Here is a 19790-nt window from a genome sequence, read left to right on the forward strand (position 1 = left end):
GAGCTCACTTCTTCAGCGCGTCGGCCAGGAGTGTCGTGTCGATGGCCTTGCTGACATCGGGCGTGCCTTCGATCAGCTTGTTCTCGCTCAGGAACTTCACCACCGTGGGCGCCACACCCAGCAGCGACAGGGGCTGCGTGGACGGGCCCATGGCCTCCTGGTTCAGCTTGGCGTCAAAGAAGCGGGTGCCCGGCAGGAACACCTTGTATTCATCGGGCTTGAGGCTGACCACCTTGGCCATGATGGCCGCCGCCTCGTCGGGCTTGGCCTGGATGAAGGCCACCGTGTCGAACCAGGCCTTGACCATGCCGACCAGGTCCTTGCGCTTGGCCTTGATGGCCTTGTCCTGCGCCACCAGCAGATCGGGGATCAGGCCCGGCAGGTCCTTCGAGGTGAACAGGGCCTTGCCCTTGCCGCTGCTTTCGATCTGGTGGATCCAGGGGTTCCAAACCACGGCAGCATCGACACGGCCGCTCATGAAGGCGGCAGCGGCATCACCGGCAGCCAGGTTCACCAGCTTGATGTCGCTCACTTTCATGCCGTTTTTGGCCAGGGCATTGACGAGCACAAAGTGCGACACGCTGTACTGCTCCAGCGCCACCGACTTGCCCTTGAGGTCCTTGAAGGATTTGATCTTGGGGTTGACCACCAGCGCATCGTTGCCGGCCGAGTTGTCGTTGACCAGCACCACCTTCAGCGGCAGGCCCTTGGCCAGCGGGCCCATGGTGTCGGACCAGGTCTGCGAATTGGCGTCGAGCTGCCCCGCCGACAGGGCCGAGATGGAGTCGGTGTAGTTGGCAAACCAGACCAGCTTGACGTCGGCACCGTGCTTCTTGAAGAAGCCTTTTTGCTCGGCCACATACCAGGCCACCCAGCCCGGCCAGTCGGAGACCCCGACCTTGACCTCGGCGCGCGCGGGCGTTGCCACAAGGGCCGATGCGGCGACGACACCGGCCAGGATGCTGGACACCACGCCAGCCGACACACGTTCAAAGAATGATTGGGGCATCTCGAAGACTCCAGACAGTAGGACCAAAAGCTGGGAGGCCACCTCGTCGCGAAGTGATCTCCCGGGCTTTTGTCCCGCCGTGGAGCCTGAGTGCCGTCGAGGGCCCTTGAGGCCGGTTGCTCTCGGACCAGACACACCGCGCGTGGCGACCACTGCACGGCATCGGAACCCTAGCGACCCTTTCGTGAATGCAGCGACTGTGGCTGCCTCCCTTGCCTGTGATTTAGCAAGCAACGTGCCAGGGAGGCACCCCCTGCACAGCGGGCCCGGCGCCGCCCTGCGGCGCGGCTCTGGGACAAACCCAGCGCACCAGACATGTGCACAGGGATCACTTCAGCACCCAACCGGCACCAGACAGGGCATGCACAGGCAACAAAAAACCCCGCCGAGGCGGGGTTTTTTCATTCAGGCCGAAGCCGGAAATCACTTGGCGCGGGTGCCGACCACTTCGATTTCAACGCGGCGGTTCTTGGCGCGGCCTTCTTCCGACTTGTTGTCGGCCACAGGTTGGGCTTCGCCCTTGCCTTCGGTGTACACGCGGGTGGCGTCGATGCCCTTGCCAGTCAGGTAGGCCTTGACAGCGTCAGCGCGCTTGACCGACAGCTTCTGGTTGTAAGCGTCGGTGCCCTTCGAGTCGGTGTGACCGGTGGCGATGATGACTTCCAGATTCAGGCCCTTGACCTTGTCCGACAGGTCGTCCAGCTTGGCCTTGCCTTCGGGCTTCAGCACAGCCTTGTCGAAGTCGAAGAAGGCGTCAGCGGCGAAGCTCACCTTTTCCACGGCCGGAGCAGCGGGGGCGGCAGGAGCGGGAGCCGGGGCGGGGGCTGCAGCCGGGGCAGGAGCCGGAGCGGGTGCGGGCGCAGCCTTGGGAGCAGGAGCGGGAACGCCGTCGCAACCTTGCACGCCGGTGGCCGGGGTCCAGAACTGATCACGCCAGCACAGTTCGTTGGTGCCGTTCTTCCAGACGGTGCCGTCGGTGGCGCGCCAGTTGTCGATGGCTTGGGCCTGAGCGGCACCAGCCGACAGGGCAGCAACGGCGAACAGAGCGGCGACGCGGTTCAGTTTCTTCATGTGAATCCTCTCGATGATGGAGCAGCCTGGCTGCAATGGACGCCGTCCGGGCAAGGGTTACCCCGAGCAGCACGTAGTCAATTCATTCTGCCACAGGGGAAACCAATGGGTTGCAGGCACGCCATGTGGGACCCCGCATAGCAAGGAATGTTGCAAGTGCAACACAATCCCTTTGGGCGATGCCGGGGTGATGGCCACCCATCCTCGGAAAAACAGCCTGAAAAGCCCCCGAAAAGGCCAGCGCAGCGCGGACTTACAATGGTTGTTTCGTGAAGGCCTGAGAGCCTGTCGCCAGAACACCCGCCACGCATGACGCAATTCGCCAAGGAAACCCTGCCCATCAGCCTCGAAGAGGAGATGCGGCGTTCGTACCTCGATTACGCGATGAGCGTGATCGTGGGCCGTGCCCTGCCCGATGCCCGCGACGGCCTCAAGCCGGTGCACCGCCGCGTGCTCTTCGCGATGCACGAGCTCAACAACGATTGGAACCGGCCTTACAAGAAGTCGGCCCGTATCGTGGGCGACGTGATCGGTAAGTACCACCCGCACGGTGACTCGGCGGTGTACGACACCATCGTGCGCATGGCGCAAGACTTCTCGCTGCGCCACATGCTGGTCGACGGCCAGGGCAACTTCGGTTCGGTTGACGGCGACAACGCCGCGGCCATGCGGTACACCGAAATCCGCCTGTCGAAGATCGCCCACGAAATGCTGGCCGACATCGACAAGGAAACCGTCGACTTCGGCCCCAACTACGACGGCTCGGAAAAAGAGCCGCTGGTGCTGCCCACCCGCCTGCCCAACCTGCTGGTCAACGGCTCGGCCGGTATCGCCGTGGGCATGGCCACCAACATCCCGCCTCACAACCTCAACGAGGTGGTCGATGCCTGCCTGCACTCGCTGAAGAACCCCGAGTGCAGCGTCGATGAGCTCATGGAGATCATCCCGGCACCCGACTTCCCCACGGCCGGCATCATCTATGGCCTCAGCGGTGTGCGCGAAGGCTACCGCACCGGCCGCGGCCGCGTGGTCATGCGTGCCCGCGTGCACTTCGAAGACATCGGCAAGGGCGACCGCCAGGCGATCATCGTCGACGAGATCCCCTACCAGGTGAACAAGAAGAACCTGCTCGAGCGCATCGCCGAGCTGGTCAACGACAAGAAGATCGAGGGCATCAGCCACATCCAGGACGAGTCCGACAAGTCGGGCATGCGTGTGGTGATCGAACTCAAGCGCGGTGAAGTGCCTGAGGTCGTGCTGAACAACCTGTACAAGCAGACGCAGCTGCAGGACACCTTCGGCATCAACATGGTGGCCCTGATCGACGGCCAGCCCAAGCTGTGCAACCTGAAGGACCTGATCACGGTCTTCCTGGAGCACCGCCGCGAAGTGGTCACCCGCCGCACGGTGTACGAACTGCGCAAGGCGCGCGAACGCGGCCATGTGCTGGAAGGCCTGGCCGTGGCGCTGGCCAACATCGACGAGTTCATCGAAACCATCAAGACCAGCCCCACCCCGCCGGTGGCCAAGCAGGCCCTGATGAGCAAGAGCTGGGATTCGGGCCTGGTGCGCGAGATGCTGTCGCGTGTCGACGGTGACGCCAGGCTGTACCGCCCTGAAGGCCTGCCCGCCGCATTCGGCATGCAGCCCGATGGCCTGTACCGCCTGAGCGAAGACCAGGCTGGCGAAATCCTGCAGATGCGCCTGCAACGCCTGACCGGCCTGGAGCAGGACAAGATCATCGGCGAGTACCGCGAGGTCATGGCACAGATCGCCGACCTGCTGGACATCCTGTCCAAGCCCGAGCGTGTCTCGACCATCATTTCCGACGAGCTGCTGGTCATCCGGCAGGAATTCGGCCAGACCAAACTGGGCGCACGCCGCTCGACCATCGAGCACAACGCGCAAGAGCTGGGCACCGAAGACCTGATCACGCCCACCGACATGGTGGTGACGCTCTCGCACACCGGCTACATCAAGAGCCAGCCCCTGAGCGAGTACCGCGCCCAGAAGCGCGGCGGCCGCGGCAAGCAGGCCACCGCCACCAAGGAAGACGACTGGATCGACCAGCTCTTCATCGCCAACACCCACGACTACATCCTGTGCTTCAGCAACCGGGGTCGCGTGTACTGGCTGAAGGTGTGGGAAGTGCCGCAGGGCTCGCGCAACTCGCGCGGCAAGCCCATCGTCAACATGTTCCCGCTGGAGCCCGAAGAGAAGATCAACGTGGTGCTGCCGCTGACCGGCGAGTTCCGCAGCTTCCCTGAAGACCACTACGTGTTCATGGCCACGCGCATGGGCACGGTCAAGAAGACCCCGCTGACCGACTTCAGCAACCCCCGCAAGGCCGGCATCATCGCCGTGGGCCTGGACGAGGGTGATGTGCTGGTGGGCGCGGCCCTGACCGACGGCAAGCACGACGTGATGCTGTTCTCTGACGGCGGCAAGGCCGTGCGCTTCGACGAAGACGACGTGCGCCCGATGGGCCGCAGCGCCCGCGGCGTGCGCGGCATGATGCTGGAAGAAGGCCAGTCGGTCATCGCCATGCTGGTGGCAGAAGACGAAACGCAGTCTGTGCTGACCGCTTCTGAGAACGGTTACGGCAAGCGCACCAGCATCGTCGAATACACCCGCCACGGCCGTGGCACCAAGGGCATGATCGCCATCCAGCAAAGCGAGCGCAACGGCAAGGTCGTGGCCGCCACGCTGGTGCACGCCGACGACGAAATCATGCTGATCACCGACAAGGGCGTGCTGGTGCGCACCCGCGTCGCCGAGATCCGTGAACTGGGCCGCGCCACCCAGGGCGTGACCCTGATCGCCCTGGACGAAGGCGCCAAGCTGATCGGTCTGCAACGCATTGTCGAAAACGACGCCAGCGAAAGCCAGGCCGACGGGGCCGAAGGCGCTGAGGGTGGCGACACCGACGGCGCGACCGGCGAAGGCGATGCCTCCGGCGGCACCGAGGCCTGATGGAACCCCGGGCCTGCTTCTGACACCAACCGGCATAGCCTGTCGCCGACAGGCAAGCCAACTCAAGGAAACACCATGAAACTGACGAAGACCGTGTGGGCCGCCGTGATGGCCACTGCCCTGGCCGCCACCAGCCTGACCGCTCACGCTCAGTCGCGCAAGGAACTGGTTCAGAAGCTGGTGGCCGTGCAGCAAGCCTCGCTGGAAGCCACCGCACGCGGCCTGGCCGAAGCCCCGGCCCGCCAGCTGGTGGCCGCCGCCCAGCCCATCCTGGCCCAGGCCGTGGCCCCTGAAAAGCGTGAAGCCACCGGCAAGGCCGTCGATGCCGAAATCAAGAAGTACCTCGATGCCGCCGGCCCCATCGTGCGCGCCAGCACCAACAAGGTCAGCCAGGGCGCTGTGCTGAGCGGCATCGAAGGCAAGTTCACCGACGACGAACTCAAGCAGCTGGTGACCATGCTGGAATCGCCCGTGCTCAAGAAGTACCAGACCATGCTGCCCGAGCTGAGCAAGAACCTGGTTGAGCAGGCCGTGGCCGACGCCCGCCCGCAGGTCGACCCCAAGCTGCAAGCCGCTCAGGAAAACATCCGCAAGATCCTGGACAAGGCGACCGACGGCAAGCTCAGCCAGATGGCCGCTCAAGCCCAGGCCGCACAAGCCGCCCAACAAGGTGGTCAGCAAGGTGGTCAGCCGGCCGCTCAACCCAAAGGCAAGTGAGCCTTTCTTTCCGATGACGACCCCTCAGCGCCCCTACAACTTCTCGGCCGGCCCGGCCGCCCTGCCTGAAGAAGTGCTTCAGCAGGCGGCAGCCGACATGCTCAGCTGGCAAGGCAGCGGCATGTCGGTGCTCGAAATGAGCCACCGTGGCAAGGAGTTCATCTCCATCGCCGAGCAGGCTGAAACGGATCTGCGCGACATCCTGTCGGTGCCTGCGAACTACAAGATCCTGTTCATGCAGGGGGGCGCCATCGCCGAAAACGCCATCTTGCCGATGAACCTGTCGGAAGGTGGCCAGACCGACTACGTGGTCACGGGCTCGTGGTCACAGAAGTCGGCCAAAGAGGCGCGCAAGTACTGCCAGGTGAACGTGGCGGCCACCAACGAGGCCGACAAGCACACCCGGTTGCCCAATTTCGGCAGCTGGCAGCTCAGCGACGACGCGGCCTACGTGCACGTGTGCAGCAACGAGACCATCCATGGCGTGGAAATGCACGAGCTGCCCGACCTGGCCTCGCTGGGCAGCAAGGCCCCGCTGGTGATCGACTGCTCGTCGCACATCGCCTCGCGCCCGATCGACTGGTCGCGTGTGGGGGTGGCCTATGCCGGCGCCCAGAAGAACATCGGCCCTGCCGGGCTGACCCTGGTCATCCTGCGCGAAGACCTGCTGGGCCGCGCCCTGCCGATTACGCCCTCGGGCTTCGACTACCAGATCGTGGCCGACCACGAGTCGATGTACAACACGCCGCCCACCTACGCGTGGTACCTGGCCGGCCTGGTCTTCCAGTGGATCAAGCGCCAGCAGGAAGGCGAGCTCAGCGGCCTGGCCGCCATCGAGGCGCGCAACATCGCCAAGGCCGACCTGCTGTACGGCTACATCGACGGCTCGGGCTTCTACGAGAACCGCGTGGGCGCCGACTGCCGCTCGCGCATGAACATCCCCTTCTTCCTGAAGAACGAAGCGCACAACGACGCCTTCCTGGCCCAGGCCAAGGCCGCCGGTCTGCTGCAACTCAAGGGCCACAAGAGCGTGGGCGGCATGCGCGCCTCGATCTACAACGCCATGCCCCTGGCCGGCGTGCAGGCCCTGGTCGACTTCATGAAAGACTTCGCGCAGCGCCATGGCTGATCAACCCGATCACTTCGTGCCCGACGGCCGCCCTGTGGCCGAGCAGCTGGGCGAATTGCGCGTGCGCATCGACAGCGTCGACCGCCAGCTGCTGACCTTGCTGAACCAGCGCGCGCGCCTGGCCCAGGCCGTGGGCGAGGTCAAGAAGATCGACGGCTCGCCCGTGTTCCGCCCCGACCGCGAGATCCAGGTCATCGAAGGCCTGAAGCAGGCCAACCCCGGCCCCGTGCTGCCCGACAGCATCGCGCCCATCTGGCGCGAGATCATGTCGGCCTGCCGCGCCCTCGAATCGAAGCAGCGTGTGGCCTTCCTGGGCCCAGTGGGCACCTTCACCGAACAGGCCGCACTGAAATACTTCGGTTCTTCGATCGAACCCGTCATTTGCGCGAACTTCGACGAAGTGTTCCGTGCCACCGAGGCCGGCTCGGCCGATTTCGGTGTCGTGGCCATCGAGAACTCGACCGAAGGCGTGGTGGCGCGCTCGCTCGACCTGCTGCTGCAGTCGCCGCTGGTGGTGGTGGGTGAAACCTCGCTGCTGGTGCAGCACAACCTGCTGCGCAGCACCCCCAGCCTGGACGGCATCACCTCGGTGGCGGCCCACCCGCAGGCCCTGGCCCAATGCCAGCACTGGCTGAGCCAGCACCTGCCCCAGGCTGAACGCCACGCCGTGAGCAGCAACGCCGAAGGCGCACGCCTGGCAGCCGGTGACCCCAGCGTGGCGGCCCTGGCCAGCGAGCGTGCGGCCTCCATGTTCGGGCTGCATGTGGTGCAGCGCGCCGTGCAGGACGAAGCCCACAACCGCACACGCTTCGTGGTGCTGACCCGCCCGGAGCGACAACCACCGTCCGCCCCCACGGGTCACGACTGCACCAGCCTGATCGTCTCGGTCGACAACCGCCCGGGCGCCATGCACGACCTGCTGGTGCCGCTCAAGCAGCACGGCGTGTCCATGACCCGCTTTGAGTCGCGCCCGGCACGCTCGGGCCAGTGGGACTACGTGTTCTACATCGACCTGGCCGGCCATCAGCACGAGCCCGCGGTGGCCGCTGCCTTGAATGCGCTGCAGGCGCAAAGCCGCATGTTCAAACTGCTGGGCAGCTTCCCGCTGGACCTGCACTGAGTTTTGGGATCTGGATCAGACATGTTCAACCAGCTCGGACTGATCGGCTGCGGCCTGATGGGCGGCTCGTTCGCCCTGGCCCTCAAGAAGGCCGGCCTGGTGCGCCGCGTGGTCGGCTACAGCAAATCGCCCTCCACCGTGGAGAAAGCCCGTCGCCTGGGCGTGATCGACGTGGCCGCCGAATCGGCCCTGCTGGCCGTCTCGGGCTCGGACATCGTGCTGATCGCCGTGCCCGTGGCCGCCACCGAAGGCACCTTCCGCGCCATCCGCCACCTGGTCGATCCGGGCGTGCTGTTCATGGACGTGGGCTCGACCAAGCGCGACGTGGTCGATGCCGCCCGGCGCGTGCTCAAAGAGCGCCTGCCCTCCTTCGTGCCCGCCCACCCGATTGCCGGGCGCGAAGTGGCCGGCGTGGAACACTCTGACCCGCAGCTCTACCAGGGCCGCAAGGTCATCCTGACCCCGCTGCAGCAGACCGACCCCGTGCTGGTGCAGAAAGCCACCGACGTGTGGGCGGCCATCGGCTGCCAGGTGCTCAAGATGACCCCCGAGAACCACGACGCGGCCTTCGCCGCCGTGAGCCACCTGCCCCACCTGATCGCTTTCGCCTACCTGAACGCCATGAATGGCCAGCCCGCCGGCAAGGAGTTCCTGCAACTGGCCGGCCCCGGCTTCCGCGATTTTTCGCGCATTGCCGCCAGCGACCCGAATGTGTGGCGCGACATCCTGCTGTCCAACCGCGAAGAGGTGCTGCGACAGTCGGAAGCGTTCCGTGCTGCGCTGGACGCCATGGAGCGCAGCATGCGAGACTGGAACGGCGAATCGCTGGAGCAGCAGATCCAGTCGGCCTCGTCGTCACGCAGCCAGTGGTCGCTCAATGCCCCACCGGCCAAGCCTTCGGCCAGCCGCTGAACCTTGCCTGCGGCGGCGCGCCCCGGCGCACCGCCACCTTTGAATCCCCCGGCCGCCCGGATGCCCTCCGTGCGGCCCGTGCCGCCCCGGCGCCCGCCTTGTCGAGCCCCGCAGCGTGCACCTGTTGACTGAACGCGCCATGTACACCACCGCCTTCCTCGACCTGCCCCCGCTGCTCGACGCCTCGGGCGCCGTGCGCCTGCCCGGCTCCAAGAGCATTTCCAACCGCGTGCTGCTGCTGGCCGGCCTGTGCGCCGGCACCACCCGCGTGCACGACCTGCTGGCCTCTGACGACACCCGCGTCATGCTCGATGCCCTGCGCACCCTGGGCTGCGACATCCGCCAGGTGCACGAAGGCCGCAACGACGTGCTCGAGATCACCGGCCTGGCCGGCACCCCCCAGGTGAAAGAAGCCCAGCTGTTCATGGGCAACGCCGGCACGGCCATCCGCCCGCTCACGGCCACCTTGGCCCTGCTGTCGGCCACCCAGGGCGGCACTTACGAGCTGCGCGGCGTGCCCCGCATGCACGAGCGCCCCATTGGCGACCTGGTCGAAGCCCTGCGCCCCCTGGGTTGCCACATCGAATGCCTGGGCAACGAGGGCTACCCGCCCCTGAAGCTGGCCGGCGGCTCGCTGAACCTCACCGCCCCCATCAAGGTGCGCGGTGACGTGTCCAGCCAGTTCCTCACCGCGCTGCTGCTGGCCCTGCCCCTGGTGTCCGACCGCCACGACCTGGTCATCGAGGTGGTGGGCGAACTGATTTCCAAGCCCTACATCGAGATCACGCTGAACCTGCTGGCGCGCTTCGGCATCGCCGTGCGCCGCGAAGGCTGGGAGCGCTTCGTCATCCCGCAGGGCAGCCGCTACCAGTCGCCCGGCGAGATCCACATCGAGGCCGATGCCTCGTCGGCCTCGTACTTCATCGCCACCGGCGCCATTGCAGGCCAGGGCCACCCGGTGCGCATCGAAGGCGTGGGGCTCGATTCGATTCAAGGCGACATCCGCTTCGTCGAGGCCGCCCGCCTGATGGGCGCGCAGGTCACGGGCGGGCCCAACTGGCTGGAAATCCAGCGCGGGGCCTGGCCGCTCAAGGCCATCGACCTCGACTGCAACCACATCCCCGACGCGGCCATGACCCTGGCAGTGATGGCGCTGTACGCCGAAGGCACCACCCGCCTGCGCAACATCGCCAGCTGGCGCGTGAAGGAAACCGACCGCATCGCCGCCATGGCCTGCGAGCTGCGCAAGCTGGGCGCCGTGGTCGAAGAAGGCCACGACTTCATCACCGTGACCCCGCCGGCCACAGGCGCCTGGCAGCACGCCAGCATCCACACCTACGACGACCACCGCATGGCCATGTGCTTTTCGCTGGCCGCCTTCCACCCGCTGGCGCCCACCGTGCCGGCAGGACAGACCGTATCAGTGCGCATCGAAGACCCGCGCTGCGTGGCCAAGACCTTCCCCGACTACTTCGAGGCCCTGTTCCAGGTGGCGCGCACCGAGCCCCGCCTGATCCCGGTCATCACCATCGACGGCCCCTCGGCCTCGGGCAAGGGCACCCTGGCCAGCGCACTGGCCGCCCGCCTGGGCTACCAGTTCCTCGATTCGGGCGCCCTGTACCGCATCACCGCCCTGCTGGCCCTGGGCCGCGGCGTGCCGCACGACCACGAAGCCGGCCTGGTGGCCCTGGCGCGCCAGCTGGGCCACGAAATCCCCCTGCGCTTCGAAGGGGAACACGTCTGGCTGGACGGCGCCGACGTGTCGGCCGAACTGCGCCAGGAAGAAGTCGGCCAGACCGCCTCCAAGATCTCGGCCTTGCCCGGCGTGCGCCAGGCGCTGGTCGAGCAGCAGGTGGCCTTCCGCCGCCTGCCCGGCCTGGTGGCCGATGGCCGTGACATGGGCACCGTGATCTTCCCGGACGCGGGCCTGAAGGTGTTCCTGACCGCCTCCGTGGCAGAGCGCGCCGAGCGCCGCCATAAGCAATTGATTTCCAAAGGGTTTTCTGTTACCCTCGACGAGATTTGCTCCGATCTGGAAGCGCGTGATGCCCGCGACAAGCAGCGCACCGCGTCGCCGATGGTCCCGGCAGCAGACGCCCGACTGCTCGACAACTCGCACCTGAGCATCGACGAATCCGTCGAACTGGTGCTGGGCTGGTGGACAGACGGGTGGCCCCATGTGGTCGCGCCCCAGGCGTGATCGCGCAAGGCACTTCAAGGCTGTGACACGCCTTGGCAGCCGCCCGGTTGCCAGGCAGGTCTCGACCCCGCCCGGGGTTGCGCGTGTCATGTTCATCAACTCAACCGCTGCCTCGTTGTTCCCTGGCGAGCCCAGCGTCACCGTCGGTTCACGCCGACACAGGAACCTTCATGTCTGAATCTTTTGCCGCCCTTTTTGAAGAGTCGTTGCAGCGCGCCAACATGCGCACTGGCGAAGTCATCACCGCCGAGGTGGTGGCTCTGGACCACAACTTCGTGGTCGTCAACGCCGGTCTGAAGTCGGAAGCCTATGTGCCCATCGACGAATTCAAGAACGACCAGGGCGAGATCGAAGTCCAGGTGGGCGACTTCGTGTCGGTGGCTGTTGACGCCATCGAAAACGGCTACGGCGACACCATCCTGTCGCGCGACAAGGCCAAGCGTCTGGCTTCGTGGCTGTCGCTGGAAACCGCTCTGGAATCGGGCGATTTCGTCACCGGCACCGTCAACGGCAAGGTCAAGGGCGGTCTGACCGTTCTGGTCAACGGCATCCGCGCATTCCTGCCCGGCTCGCTGCTGGACACCCGCCCCGTGAAGGACATGTCGCCCTTCGAGGGCAAGACCATGGAATTCAAGGTCATCAAGCTGGACCGCAAGCGCAACAACGTCGTGCTGTCGCGCCGTGCTGTGGTGGAAGCTTCGATGGGCGAAGAGCGCGCCAAGCTGATGGAAACCCTGCGCGAAGGCGCCATCGTCGCCGGCGTGGTCAAGAACATCACCGAATACGGTGCGTTCGTGGACCTGGGCGGCATCGACGGCCTGCTGCACATCACCGACATGGCATGGCGCCGTGTCCGTCACCCGAGCGAAGTGGTGACCGTGGGTCAAGAGCTGACCGCCAAGGTCCTGAAGTTCGACGCCGAGAAGAACCGCGTTTCGCTGGGTCTGAAGCAGATGGGCGACGATCCGTGGGTGGGCGTCTCGCGCCGTTACCCCTCGGGCACCCGCCTGTTCGGCAAGGTCACCAACATCGCTGACTACGGCGCTTTCGTCGAGATCGAACCCGGCATCGAAGGCCTGGTGCACGTCTCCGAAATGGACTGGACCAACAAGAACGTGGCCCCCAACAAGATCGTCAACCTGGGCGACGAAGTGGAAGTCATGGTCCTGGAGATCGACGAAGACAAGCGTCGCATCTCGCTGGGCATGAAGCAGTGCAAGCCGAACCCCTGGGACGACTTCGCTCAGAACTTCAACCGCGGCGACAAGGTCAAGGGCCCCATCAAGAGCATCACCGACTTCGGCGTGTTCGTGGGTCTGGCCGCTGGCATCGACGGTCTGGTGCACCTGTCCGACCTGTCGTGGAACGAACCCGGCGAAGCCGCCGTTCGCAACTACAAGAAGGGCCAGGAAGTCGAAGCCATCGTGCTGGCCATCGATGTCGAGCGCGAGCGCATCTCGCTGGGCATCAAGCAGCTGGACGCTGACCCGTTCACCAACTTCACCACCCTGAACGATCGCGGCGCGACCGTGACCGGCGTGGTCAAGACCGTGGACGCCAAGGGTGCCGAAATCACCCTGGGTGACGACATCATCGGTTACCTGCGCGCCTCCGAAATCAGCCGTGACCGCGTCGAAGACGCTCGCAACGTGCTGAAGGAAGGCGACGAAGTCACCGCCGTGATCGTGAACGTGGATCGCAAGACCCGCAACATCCAGCTGTCGATCAAGGCCAAGGACAACGCCGAGCAACAAGAAGCTCTGCAGTCGCTGCGCGCCGACACCACCAAGGAAGGCTCCGGCACCACCAGCCTGGGCGCCCTGCTGAAGGCCAAGCTGGACCAGAACAACGGCTGATCGCCCACGTTCTGACCTCTGCAGCCCCCAGAGAGGTCTGACCCGACACCCGTCGGGCCAGGCAGCCCTGGGGGCTGTGATGAGCAGGCCGCCGGCCTTTTCATCACAGCCCCCGCCACAAAATCTGCGTTGTTCGTTCCATGACCCGTTCTGACCTCGTGGCCCAACTGGCCGAGCGTTTCGGCCAGCTCACCCAGCGTGACGCCGAATTCGCCGTCAAGACCATCCTCGACGCCATGTCCGAGGCCCTGGCCAGGGGGCACCGCATCGAACTGCGCGGCTTTGGCAGCTTTTCGATCAACCGCCGCCCGCCCCGCATGGGCCGCAACCCGCGCTCGGGCGAGCAGGTGCTGATCCCTGAAAAGCTGGTGCCCCACTTCAAACCCGGCAAAGCCCTGCGAGAATCGGTGGACGCGCCCGGCGGCAACGCCGCGCGCCCTGACAAAGACTGACCTTTTGGTCTTCTGAACTGCCACGCACCGGGAGCACGCCCTTGATCCGCACCCTGACCTGGCTCTGGCGAGCCGTTCTGTTCCTGATCCTGTTCGCCTTCGCGCTCAAGAATCAGCACGCGGTCGAGGTCAAAGGGTTTTTCGGATACAGCTGGCAGGCCCCCATGGTGTTCGTCATCCTGGGTGTGTTCGGTGTGGGCTGTGCCGTCGGCGTGGTGGCCATGGTGCCCAGCTGGTGGCGTCACCGCCGCGATGCCCGCAAGCGCCTGCACCTGATGGCCGATGCCACAGCCAATCAGGCCCGTCAGCAAGCCCAGGCCGAACGCGACAACCCCACCACCCTGCCGTCGCAGCTGCCCGCCCCGCCCGATGTGGCTGCGCCGCGAAAACCTGCTCGATGACCTGCCCGCTGATCTGCACACCGATCTGCACCCGCTGACACTGAACCCACTCTGGGGCCCGCATGGACTTCGATCTGCAATGGCTGCTGCTGGCCCTGCCCGCGGCTTTCCTGCTGGGCTGGCTGGCCTCGCGTTATGACCTGCGCCAGCTGCGCGATGAAGAAAAGGCCTCGCCACAGGCCTACTTCAAGGGCCTGAACCTGCTGCTCAATGAACAGCAGGACAAGGCCATTGACGCCTTCATCGAGGCGGTGCAGCACGACCCCGACACCTCTGACCTGCACTTTGCCCTGGGCAACCTGTTCCGCCGCCGTGGCGAGTACGAGCGGGCCATCCGTGTGCACCAGCACCTGCTGGCCCGCGCCGACCTCAAGCGTGAGGAACGCGAACGCGCCCAGCACGCCCTGGCACAAGACTTCATGAAGGCAGGGCTGTTCGACCGTGCCGAAGAAGCCTACCTGGCCCTGGAAGGCACAGCCTTTGCCACCGACGCCCGCCTGGCCCTGCTGAACCTGCACGAACGCTCGCGCAACTGGCGGCCGGCCATCGAAGTGGCCCGCCAGCTGGAAGCCGCCGGCACGGGCTCCTTCGCCGCCCGCATTGCGCACCATTGGTGCGAAGTGGCCCAGGAAGCCGACGCCCGTGGCCAGCATGAAGAAGCTGACATGGCGCTGGCCAAGGCCCGAGAGGCCGCGCCGCAGAACGCCCGCGCGCTGGTACTGCAAGGCCAGCGGCTGGTGAGTCAGCAACGCCATGCCGAAGCGCTGCGCCTGTGGGACGAACTGATGGCCGTGAACCCCGAAGCCTTCGCCCTGATCGCGGGCGACTACGCCAAAGTGGCCCAGGCTGCAGGACCCGAGGCGGCAGAGCAGGCCCTGCGCAAGCTCGACGCGCTGTATGGACAAGCCCCGTCGATCGACGTGCTGCAAGCGGCCAACAGCCTGCAAGGTGATGCCACCTTGCGACGCGCACGCCTGCACCAGCACCTGCAGACCGAGCCCTCGCTCACCGCTGCCCAGGGCTTGCTGCGAGAGCGCCTGAACACGGGTGTGTCATTGAGCAATGCCGAGCTTGAGCGCCTGCAGGAATCACTGATCAAGACCGCTCGCCCTCTGCAGCGCTACCGCTGCGCCGCCTGTGGCTTCGAAAGCCAGCGCTACTTCTGGCAGTGCCCCGGCTGCCACGGCTGGGACACCTACCCGCCGCGCCGCCTGGAAGAGCAGTGAGACCGACTGGCGGTGCGCTGAGGACAGACTGCCCACGCTCGACTTGGCACTGAGTCAAAACGCGGACTGCACTCAGTGCTTGTGGTGGTGGTCGTGCCCACTGTGGTCGTGGTGATCCCCATGGTGCCCCTTGCCGCCCTGGCCGCCAACCTTGGCCTGGCCCCCTGATGCAGCAGGTGCAGCCACCTGAGCCATCGCCGACACCTGGACGTCGAAGACCTGCCCGTTGGCGCCCTTGAACTTCAAGGTGAGCGGCACCTGGCTGCCCTTGTCGATGGGCCGCTTGAGGTCCAGCAGCATGAGGTGATTGCCGCCCGGCTTGAGCGTGGCCGTCTCGCCAGCGGCGATCGGCAGCTCGGCCAGCGCCCGCATCCGCATCACGTCACCGTCCATCTTCATTTCATGCAGTTCGGCCTTGCCCGCCACGGGCGATGCCAAGCCCACCAGGGTGACGGCCTCCTGGGCCTGAATCTGCAGGTAGCCACCTGTGCCCTGCTGCCCCTTGACCGTTGGGCGCACCCAGGCCTGAGACACCACCACCGGCTGCGACCTGGCGGCCGTTGTGGTTTTACCGGCAGTCGCCTGGGCATGGGCAGGCGCGCCCGCCCAGATCAGCGCACCCACCAGGCAGGCCCCCAGAGCCCACGCCATGGCGGCGGGTTGAACACGGGTGATCACGGTGGTGCAGGCTGAGCGAATGGGCTGGCGCATGGAATCTCCAGAATGAGGAAGGCTGAAACCAGGGCACCAGTCTAAGCCGCCCCGGGCCCACACACCTTGCGCCTGAGCAGAGCCCCCGATGGGACTCAGGCCGCCACTTGCTCCGCCTGCAGCGCACGGCGGTACTGGATGGCCTCGGCCACATGGCTGGATTCAACCGCTTCGCTGCCCGCCAGGTCGGCCAGGGTGCGGGCCAATCGGAACACGCGGTAGTAGCCACGCCCTGACCAGGCAAAACGCGTGCAGGCCTGCTGCAGCAAGCGTGCGGCTGCGGGCTGCAGGGCGCCATGGGCCAGCAGGCCATCGGCACTCAGGTCGGCATTGAGGCACCCCTGGCGTTGCCATTGGCGTTCGCGGGCACGGCCGACGCGCTCGGCCACCTGGGCACTGCTGTCGCCCTCCGGTGCGGCAGCCAGCACATCGGCCGGCACAGCGGGCACCTCGACCTGCACGTCGATGCGGTCGAGCAAGGGGCCGCTGAGGCGGGCCTGGTAACGCGCCACCTGCTCGGGCGTGCACCGGCAGGCCTTCAGCGGGTTGCCCAAGTGGCCGCAGGGGCAAGGGTTCATGGCCGCCAGCAACTGGAACCTCGCAGGGAATTCGCTTCGGCGAGCCGCCCGCACAATGGCAATGTGGCCGGTTTCCAGCGGCTCTCGCAAGGCCTCCAGGGCCGCGCGAGGGAACTCGGGCAGCTCGTCAAGAAAAAGCACGCCACGATGGGCCAGGGAGATTTCACCAGGGCGGGGTGGCGAGCCTCCACCGACCAGCGCCACGCCGGACGCACTGTGGTGGGGTGCCCGCACCACCCGCTGGCGCCAGCGCTCAGGTCGAAACTGACCCGCCAGGCTGAGCACGGCGGCCGATTCGAGGGCCTCGTCGGGGGTCAGGGGCGGCAAGATCGAAGGCAGCCGCTGCGCCAGCATCGACTTGCCAGTGCCCGGTGGCCCCACCATCAGCAGGCTGTGGTTGCCTGCAGCGGCCACTTCCAGTGCGCGCTTGGCAGCGCCCTGCCCACGGACGTCACGCAGATCGGGCCCCGCAAGCCCAGGGGCACCGTCGAAGGCTGAACCCCACACACCGCCAGCGTTGCCCACCGACCCAGGCACGGCCGGCCAGTCGGCCACCGGGGGCTGTCGCAAAGCCGCCACCACATCCGCCAGATGCGGCACAGGCCGCAGCGCCACCCCCTCGACCAGGGCCGCTTCGCTGGCCGAGGCCACGGGCAGCACCAGGGCTCGCCGCTCGGCCGGCGCCTGACGCCGCACGGCCATGGCCATGGCCAGGGCGCCGCGCACGGGGCGCACCTCGCCGCCCAGCGACAACTCGCCCACGAACTCGAAGCCTGAGAGGCGGGCCGCGTCGATTTCACCCATCGCCGCCAGGATGCCCACCGCCATGGGCAGGTCGAAGCGACCCGACTCCTTGGGGAGGTCAGCCGGCGCCAGATTCACGGTGATGCGCTTGTTGTGCGGGAAATCCAGACCGCAATGTGCCAGCGCCGCCCGCACGCGTTCACGCGCTTCCTTGACTTCGGTGTCGGCCAGGCCGACCAGGGTGAAGCAGGGCAGGCCATTGGCCAGGTGCACCTCCACCGTCACCTCGGGGGCTTGCAGACCGTCGAGGGCACGGCTCTTGACCACCGCCAGTGTCATGGGTTCTCCTTGGGTTGCTGGATCGCTTGGGTGGCGCCGATTGTGGGCGGCACGCCCCCGGCCGACATCCCTCTTCGGGGCAGGGACATGCTTTCGGGGGTGCGCACCAGCGCAGTGCAAATGGGTCATCCGCCATGGCTGAGCAGCTTGGCACCCCTGTTGCGCACCCATTTGGTGCAACAAATTGGTGCGCCGCATGCAGCACGCGCAAAAACTGGTGCACGGCCGCGCCCCAAGCTCGGTGCACGCCCATGCGATTTCGTCATGCAAACTGGCACAGATCGTGCAGACAAGGAGGCCAGCATCGTTACCCCTTACTGAAGGAGATCCTCATGAAAATGGTGACCGCCGTCATCAAGCCCTTCAAGCTTGATGAAGTGCGTGAGGCCCTGTCTGCCATTGGCGTTCAAGGCATCACCGTGACCGAAGTCAAAGGCTTCGGCCGCCAGAAAGGCCACACCGAGTTGTACCGCGGCGCCGAGTACGTGGTCGACTTCCTGCCCAAGGTCAAGATCGAAGCCGCTGTGGACGAGTCCATCCTGGACCGCGTCATCGAGGCCATCGAATCGGCCGCCCGCACCGGCAAGATCGGTGACGGCAAGATCTTCGTGACCTCGATCGAACAGGTCATCCGCATCCGCACCGGCGAGACCGGCAAGGACGCCCTGTAAGCAACCCCACCCCCTACCAAGAGGCAATTCATGAGAAAACTCATTGCGTCGCTCGCGCTGGGTCTTGCTGCCTTCGGCCTGTTCGGCACGGCACAAGCTCAGGACGCAGCAGCATCTGCAGCCGCAGTCGCATCGGCTGCTGTCGAAGCCGCATCGGCTGTCGCCACGGCAGCCCCCGCACAAGAGGCCGCTTCGGCCGCTGCAGAAGCCGCCCCGGCCGCTGCCGCCCCGACGCCCAACAAGGGTGACACCACCTGGATGATGGTCTCCACCCTGCTGGTGATCCTGATGACCCTGCCCGGTCTGGCCCTGTTCTACGGCGGCCTGGTGCGCAGCAAGAACATGCTGTCCGTGCTGATGCAGGTCATGGTGACCTTCTCGCTGATCGTGGTGCTGTGGTTCGTCTACGGCTACTCGCTGGCATTCACCGAAGGCAATGCCTTCATCGGTGGCCTCGACCGCGTCATGATGAAGGGTGTGTGGGACAACGCCGCTGGCACCTTCGCCAACGCCGCCACCTTCAGCAAGGGTGTCGTGATCCCCGAGATCGTGTTCGCTGCCTTCCAGGCCACCTTCGCCGGCATCACCTGCTGCCTGATCGTGGGTGCCTTTGCCGAGCGCATCAAGTTCTCGGCCGTGCTGGCTTTCATGGTGCTGTGGTTCACCTTCAGCTACACCCCGATCGCCCACATGGTCTGGTTCTGGATGGGCCCTGACGCCTACAGCTCGGCCGACGTCGCAGCCGAAATGACCTCCAAGGCCGGTCTGATCTGGCAACACGGCGCGCTGGACTTCGCCGGCGGCACCGTGGTGCACATCAACGCCGCTGTGGCCGGTCTGGTCGGCGCCTACATGGTGGGCAAGCGCGTGGGTTACGGCAAGGAAGCCTTCACCCCTCACTCCCTGACCCTGACCATGGTCGGCGCCTCGCTGCTGTGGGTGGGCTGGTTCGGCTTCAACGCCGGCTCTGCCCTGGAAGCCAACGGTTTCGCCGCCCTGGCCTTCATCAACACCTTCGCCGCCACCGCCGCTGCTGTGCTGGGCTGGATCCTGGGTGAAGCCCTGCTCAAGGGCAAGGCTTCGATGCTGGGTGCTGCTTCGGGTGCTGTGGCCGGTCTGGTCGCCATCACCCCCGCCGCCGGCAACGTCGGCATCGGTGGTGCCCTGATCATCGGCCTGCTGGCGGGTCTGATCTGCCTGTGGGGTGTGACCGGTCTGAAGAAGCTGCTGGGCGCTGACGACAGCCTGGACGTGTTCGGTGTGCACGGCGTGGGCGGCATCCTGGGTGCCCTGCTGACCGGCGTGTTCAACTCGCCCAACCTGGGTGGCCCCTCGCTGGTCGCCGACTGGACCACCGTGGCCATGGTCAGCGCTGCTGACTACTCGATCGCCAGCCAGGTGTGGATCCAGCTCAAGGGCGTGCTGATCACCATCGTCTGGTCGGCCGTGGTCGCTGCCATCTCCTTCAAGATCGTGGACCTGGTCATCGGCCTGCGTGTCCCCGAAGAAGAAGAGCGCGAAGGCCTGGACATCACTTCGCACGGCGAAACCGCCTACCACAAGTGATCTGAGCCCCCCGGTTGATGCGTCACCCGGGCGCCTGAACCGGTGGCGGCATGCCACCCCAAGCCGCCCCGAGCACGCCTCGGGGCGGCTTTTTTCATGGGGGCTGTGCATGGGT

The 19790-nt window shown here is 66.1% G+C and carries 16 protein-coding genes and 1 riboswitch; of the genes, 12 read left to right on the forward strand and 4 right to left on the reverse strand.

Annotated features, from left to right (window positions below):
- Nucleotides 1-4: 4 nt before the first annotated feature.
- Nucleotides 5-1009, reverse strand: a complete 1005-nt coding sequence (locus tag EYS42_RS03060; protein ID WP_130966361.1) for an ABC transporter substrate-binding protein — start codon at nt 1007-1009, stop codon at nt 5-7.
- 56 nt (nt 1010-1065) lie between these two features.
- Nucleotides 1066-1194: riboswitch (guanidine-I (ykkC/yxkD leader) on the reverse strand.
- A gap of 238 nt (nt 1195-1432) precedes the next feature.
- Nucleotides 1433-2080 (reverse strand): outer membrane protein OmpA, encoded by a 648-nt coding sequence (gene ompA, locus EYS42_RS03065; RefSeq protein ID WP_130966362.1) that lies wholly within the window; start codon nt 2078-2080, stop codon nt 1433-1435.
- A 309-nt stretch (nt 2081-2389) separates the two neighbouring features.
- Between ompA and gyrA the strand changes: the two genes are divergently transcribed.
- The 10 genes from gyrA (at nt 2390) to lapB (ending at nt 15066) form a co-directional block, all read left to right on the forward strand.
- Entirely contained in the window at nt 2390-5053 is a 2664-nt protein-coding gene (gene gyrA, locus EYS42_RS03070; protein WP_130966363.1) for a DNA gyrase subunit A, read from the forward strand.
- 75 nt (nt 5054-5128) lie between these two features.
- A complete protein-coding gene (locus EYS42_RS03075) occupies nt 5129-5770 on the forward strand; it encodes a hypothetical protein (RefSeq protein WP_130966364.1) in 642 nt (213 codons plus the stop codon).
- A gap of 13 nt (nt 5771-5783) precedes the next feature.
- Nucleotides 5784-6899 (forward strand): 3-phosphoserine/phosphohydroxythreonine transaminase, encoded by a 1116-nt coding sequence (gene serC / locus EYS42_RS03080; RefSeq protein WP_130966365.1) that lies wholly within the window; start codon nt 5784-5786, stop codon nt 6897-6899.
- The gene (gene pheA, locus EYS42_RS03085) at nt 6892-8019 is read left to right on the forward strand and encodes a prephenate dehydratase (protein WP_130966366.1); all 1128 of its coding nucleotides are present in this window, start codon (nt 6892-6894) and stop codon (nt 8017-8019) included. The genes serC and pheA overlap by 8 nt, the downstream gene beginning before the upstream one ends.
- Nucleotides 8020-8040: 21 nt before the next feature.
- Nucleotides 8041-8931, forward strand: a complete 891-nt coding sequence (locus tag EYS42_RS03090; protein WP_130966367.1) for a prephenate dehydrogenase — start codon at nt 8041-8043, stop codon at nt 8929-8931.
- A 139-nt stretch (nt 8932-9070) separates the two neighbouring features.
- The gene (locus EYS42_RS03095) at nt 9071-11131 is read left to right on the forward strand and encodes a bifunctional 3-phosphoshikimate 1-carboxyvinyltransferase/cytidylate kinase (protein ID WP_130966368.1); all 2061 of its coding nucleotides are present in this window, start codon (nt 9071-9073) and stop codon (nt 11129-11131) included.
- 170 nt (nt 11132-11301) lie between these two features.
- Nucleotides 11302-12987, forward strand: a complete 1686-nt coding sequence (rpsA, locus tag EYS42_RS03100; RefSeq protein ID WP_130966369.1) for a 30S ribosomal protein S1 — start codon at nt 11302-11304, stop codon at nt 12985-12987.
- A 140-nt stretch (nt 12988-13127) separates the two neighbouring features.
- Nucleotides 13128-13439, forward strand: coding sequence for an integration host factor subunit beta (locus tag EYS42_RS03105; protein WP_130966370.1), 312 nt, complete (start codon nt 13128-13130; stop codon nt 13437-13439).
- Nucleotides 13440-13480: 41 nt separating this feature from the next.
- Nucleotides 13481-13840 (forward strand): LapA family protein, encoded by a 360-nt coding sequence (locus EYS42_RS03110; protein ID WP_245503475.1) that lies wholly within the window; start codon nt 13481-13483, stop codon nt 13838-13840.
- A 62-nt stretch (nt 13841-13902) separates the two neighbouring features.
- Nucleotides 13903-15066, forward strand: coding sequence for a lipopolysaccharide assembly protein LapB (gene lapB / locus EYS42_RS03115; RefSeq protein WP_130966371.1), 1164 nt, complete (start codon nt 13903-13905; stop codon nt 15064-15066).
- 72 nt (nt 15067-15138) lie between these two features.
- Here the strand turns inward: lapB and EYS42_RS03120 are convergent, their stop codons facing one another.
- Together EYS42_RS03120 and EYS42_RS03125 are read right to left on the reverse strand one after the other, a co-directional pair.
- On the reverse strand, nt 15139-15777 hold the full coding sequence (locus EYS42_RS03120) for a copper chaperone PCu(A)C (protein WP_130966372.1): 639 nt from the start codon (nt 15775-15777) through the stop codon (nt 15139-15141).
- A 95-nt stretch (nt 15778-15872) separates the two neighbouring features.
- On the reverse strand, nt 15873-17438 hold the full coding sequence (locus EYS42_RS03125; protein WP_130966373.1) for a YifB family Mg chelatase-like AAA ATPase: 1566 nt from the start codon (nt 17436-17438) through the stop codon (nt 15873-15875).
- A 332-nt stretch (nt 17439-17770) separates the two neighbouring features.
- Here EYS42_RS03125 and EYS42_RS03130 point away from each other — a divergent pair, with 332 nt between their 5' ends.
- Nucleotides 17771-18109, forward strand: a complete 339-nt coding sequence (locus tag EYS42_RS03130) for a P-II family nitrogen regulator (RefSeq protein WP_130966374.1) — start codon at nt 17771-17773, stop codon at nt 18107-18109.
- A gap of 30 nt (nt 18110-18139) precedes the next feature.
- Nucleotides 18140-19675: an ammonium transporter gene (locus tag EYS42_RS03135; RefSeq protein WP_130966375.1), complete on the forward strand. Its 1536-nt coding sequence runs from the start codon at nt 18140-18142 to the stop codon at nt 19673-19675.
- Nucleotides 19676-19790 lie beyond the last annotated feature (115 nt).

The organism is Aquabacterium lacunae (assembly GCF_004310865.1).
Taxonomy (GTDB): Bacteria; Pseudomonadota; Gammaproteobacteria; order Burkholderiales; family Burkholderiaceae_C; genus Aquabacterium; species Aquabacterium lacunae.

Bases quoted from the DNA above. Each gene is read 5' to 3' on its own strand.
- EYS42_RS03060 (WP_130966361.1), bottom strand. From the start codon at position 1,009: ATGCCCCAATCATTCTTTGAACGTGTGTCGGCTGGCGTGGTGTCCAGC.
- ompA (WP_130966362.1), bottom strand. From the start codon at position 2,080: ATGAAGAAACTGAACCGCGTCGCCGCTCTGTTCGCCGTTGCTGCCCTG.
- gyrA (WP_130966363.1), top strand. From the start codon at position 2,390: ATGACGCAATTCGCCAAGGAAACCCTGCCCATCAGCCTCGAAGAGGAG.
- EYS42_RS03075 (WP_130966364.1), top strand. From the start codon at position 5,129: ATGAAACTGACGAAGACCGTGTGGGCCGCCGTGATGGCCACTGCCCTG.
- serC (WP_130966365.1), top strand. From the start codon at position 5,784: ATGACGACCCCTCAGCGCCCCTACAACTTCTCGGCCGGCCCGGCCGCC.
- pheA (WP_130966366.1), top strand. From the start codon at position 6,892: ATGGCTGATCAACCCGATCACTTCGTGCCCGACGGCCGCCCTGTGGCC.
- EYS42_RS03090 (WP_130966367.1), top strand. From the start codon at position 8,041: ATGTTCAACCAGCTCGGACTGATCGGCTGCGGCCTGATGGGCGGCTCG.
- EYS42_RS03095 (WP_130966368.1), top strand. From the start codon at position 9,071: ATGTACACCACCGCCTTCCTCGACCTGCCCCCGCTGCTCGACGCCTCG.
- rpsA (WP_130966369.1), top strand. From the start codon at position 11,302: ATGTCTGAATCTTTTGCCGCCCTTTTTGAAGAGTCGTTGCAGCGCGCC.
- EYS42_RS03105 (WP_130966370.1), top strand. From the start codon at position 13,128: ATGACCCGTTCTGACCTCGTGGCCCAACTGGCCGAGCGTTTCGGCCAG.
- lapB (WP_130966371.1), top strand. From the start codon at position 13,903: ATGGACTTCGATCTGCAATGGCTGCTGCTGGCCCTGCCCGCGGCTTTC.
- EYS42_RS03120 (WP_130966372.1), bottom strand. From the start codon at position 15,777: ATGCGCCAGCCCATTCGCTCAGCCTGCACCACCGTGATCACCCGTGTT.
- EYS42_RS03125 (WP_130966373.1), bottom strand. From the start codon at position 17,438: ATGACACTGGCGGTGGTCAAGAGCCGTGCCCTCGACGGTCTGCAAGCC.
- EYS42_RS03130 (WP_130966374.1), top strand. From the start codon at position 17,771: ATGAAAATGGTGACCGCCGTCATCAAGCCCTTCAAGCTTGATGAAGTG.
- EYS42_RS03135 (WP_130966375.1), top strand. From the start codon at position 18,140: ATGAGAAAACTCATTGCGTCGCTCGCGCTGGGTCTTGCTGCCTTCGGC.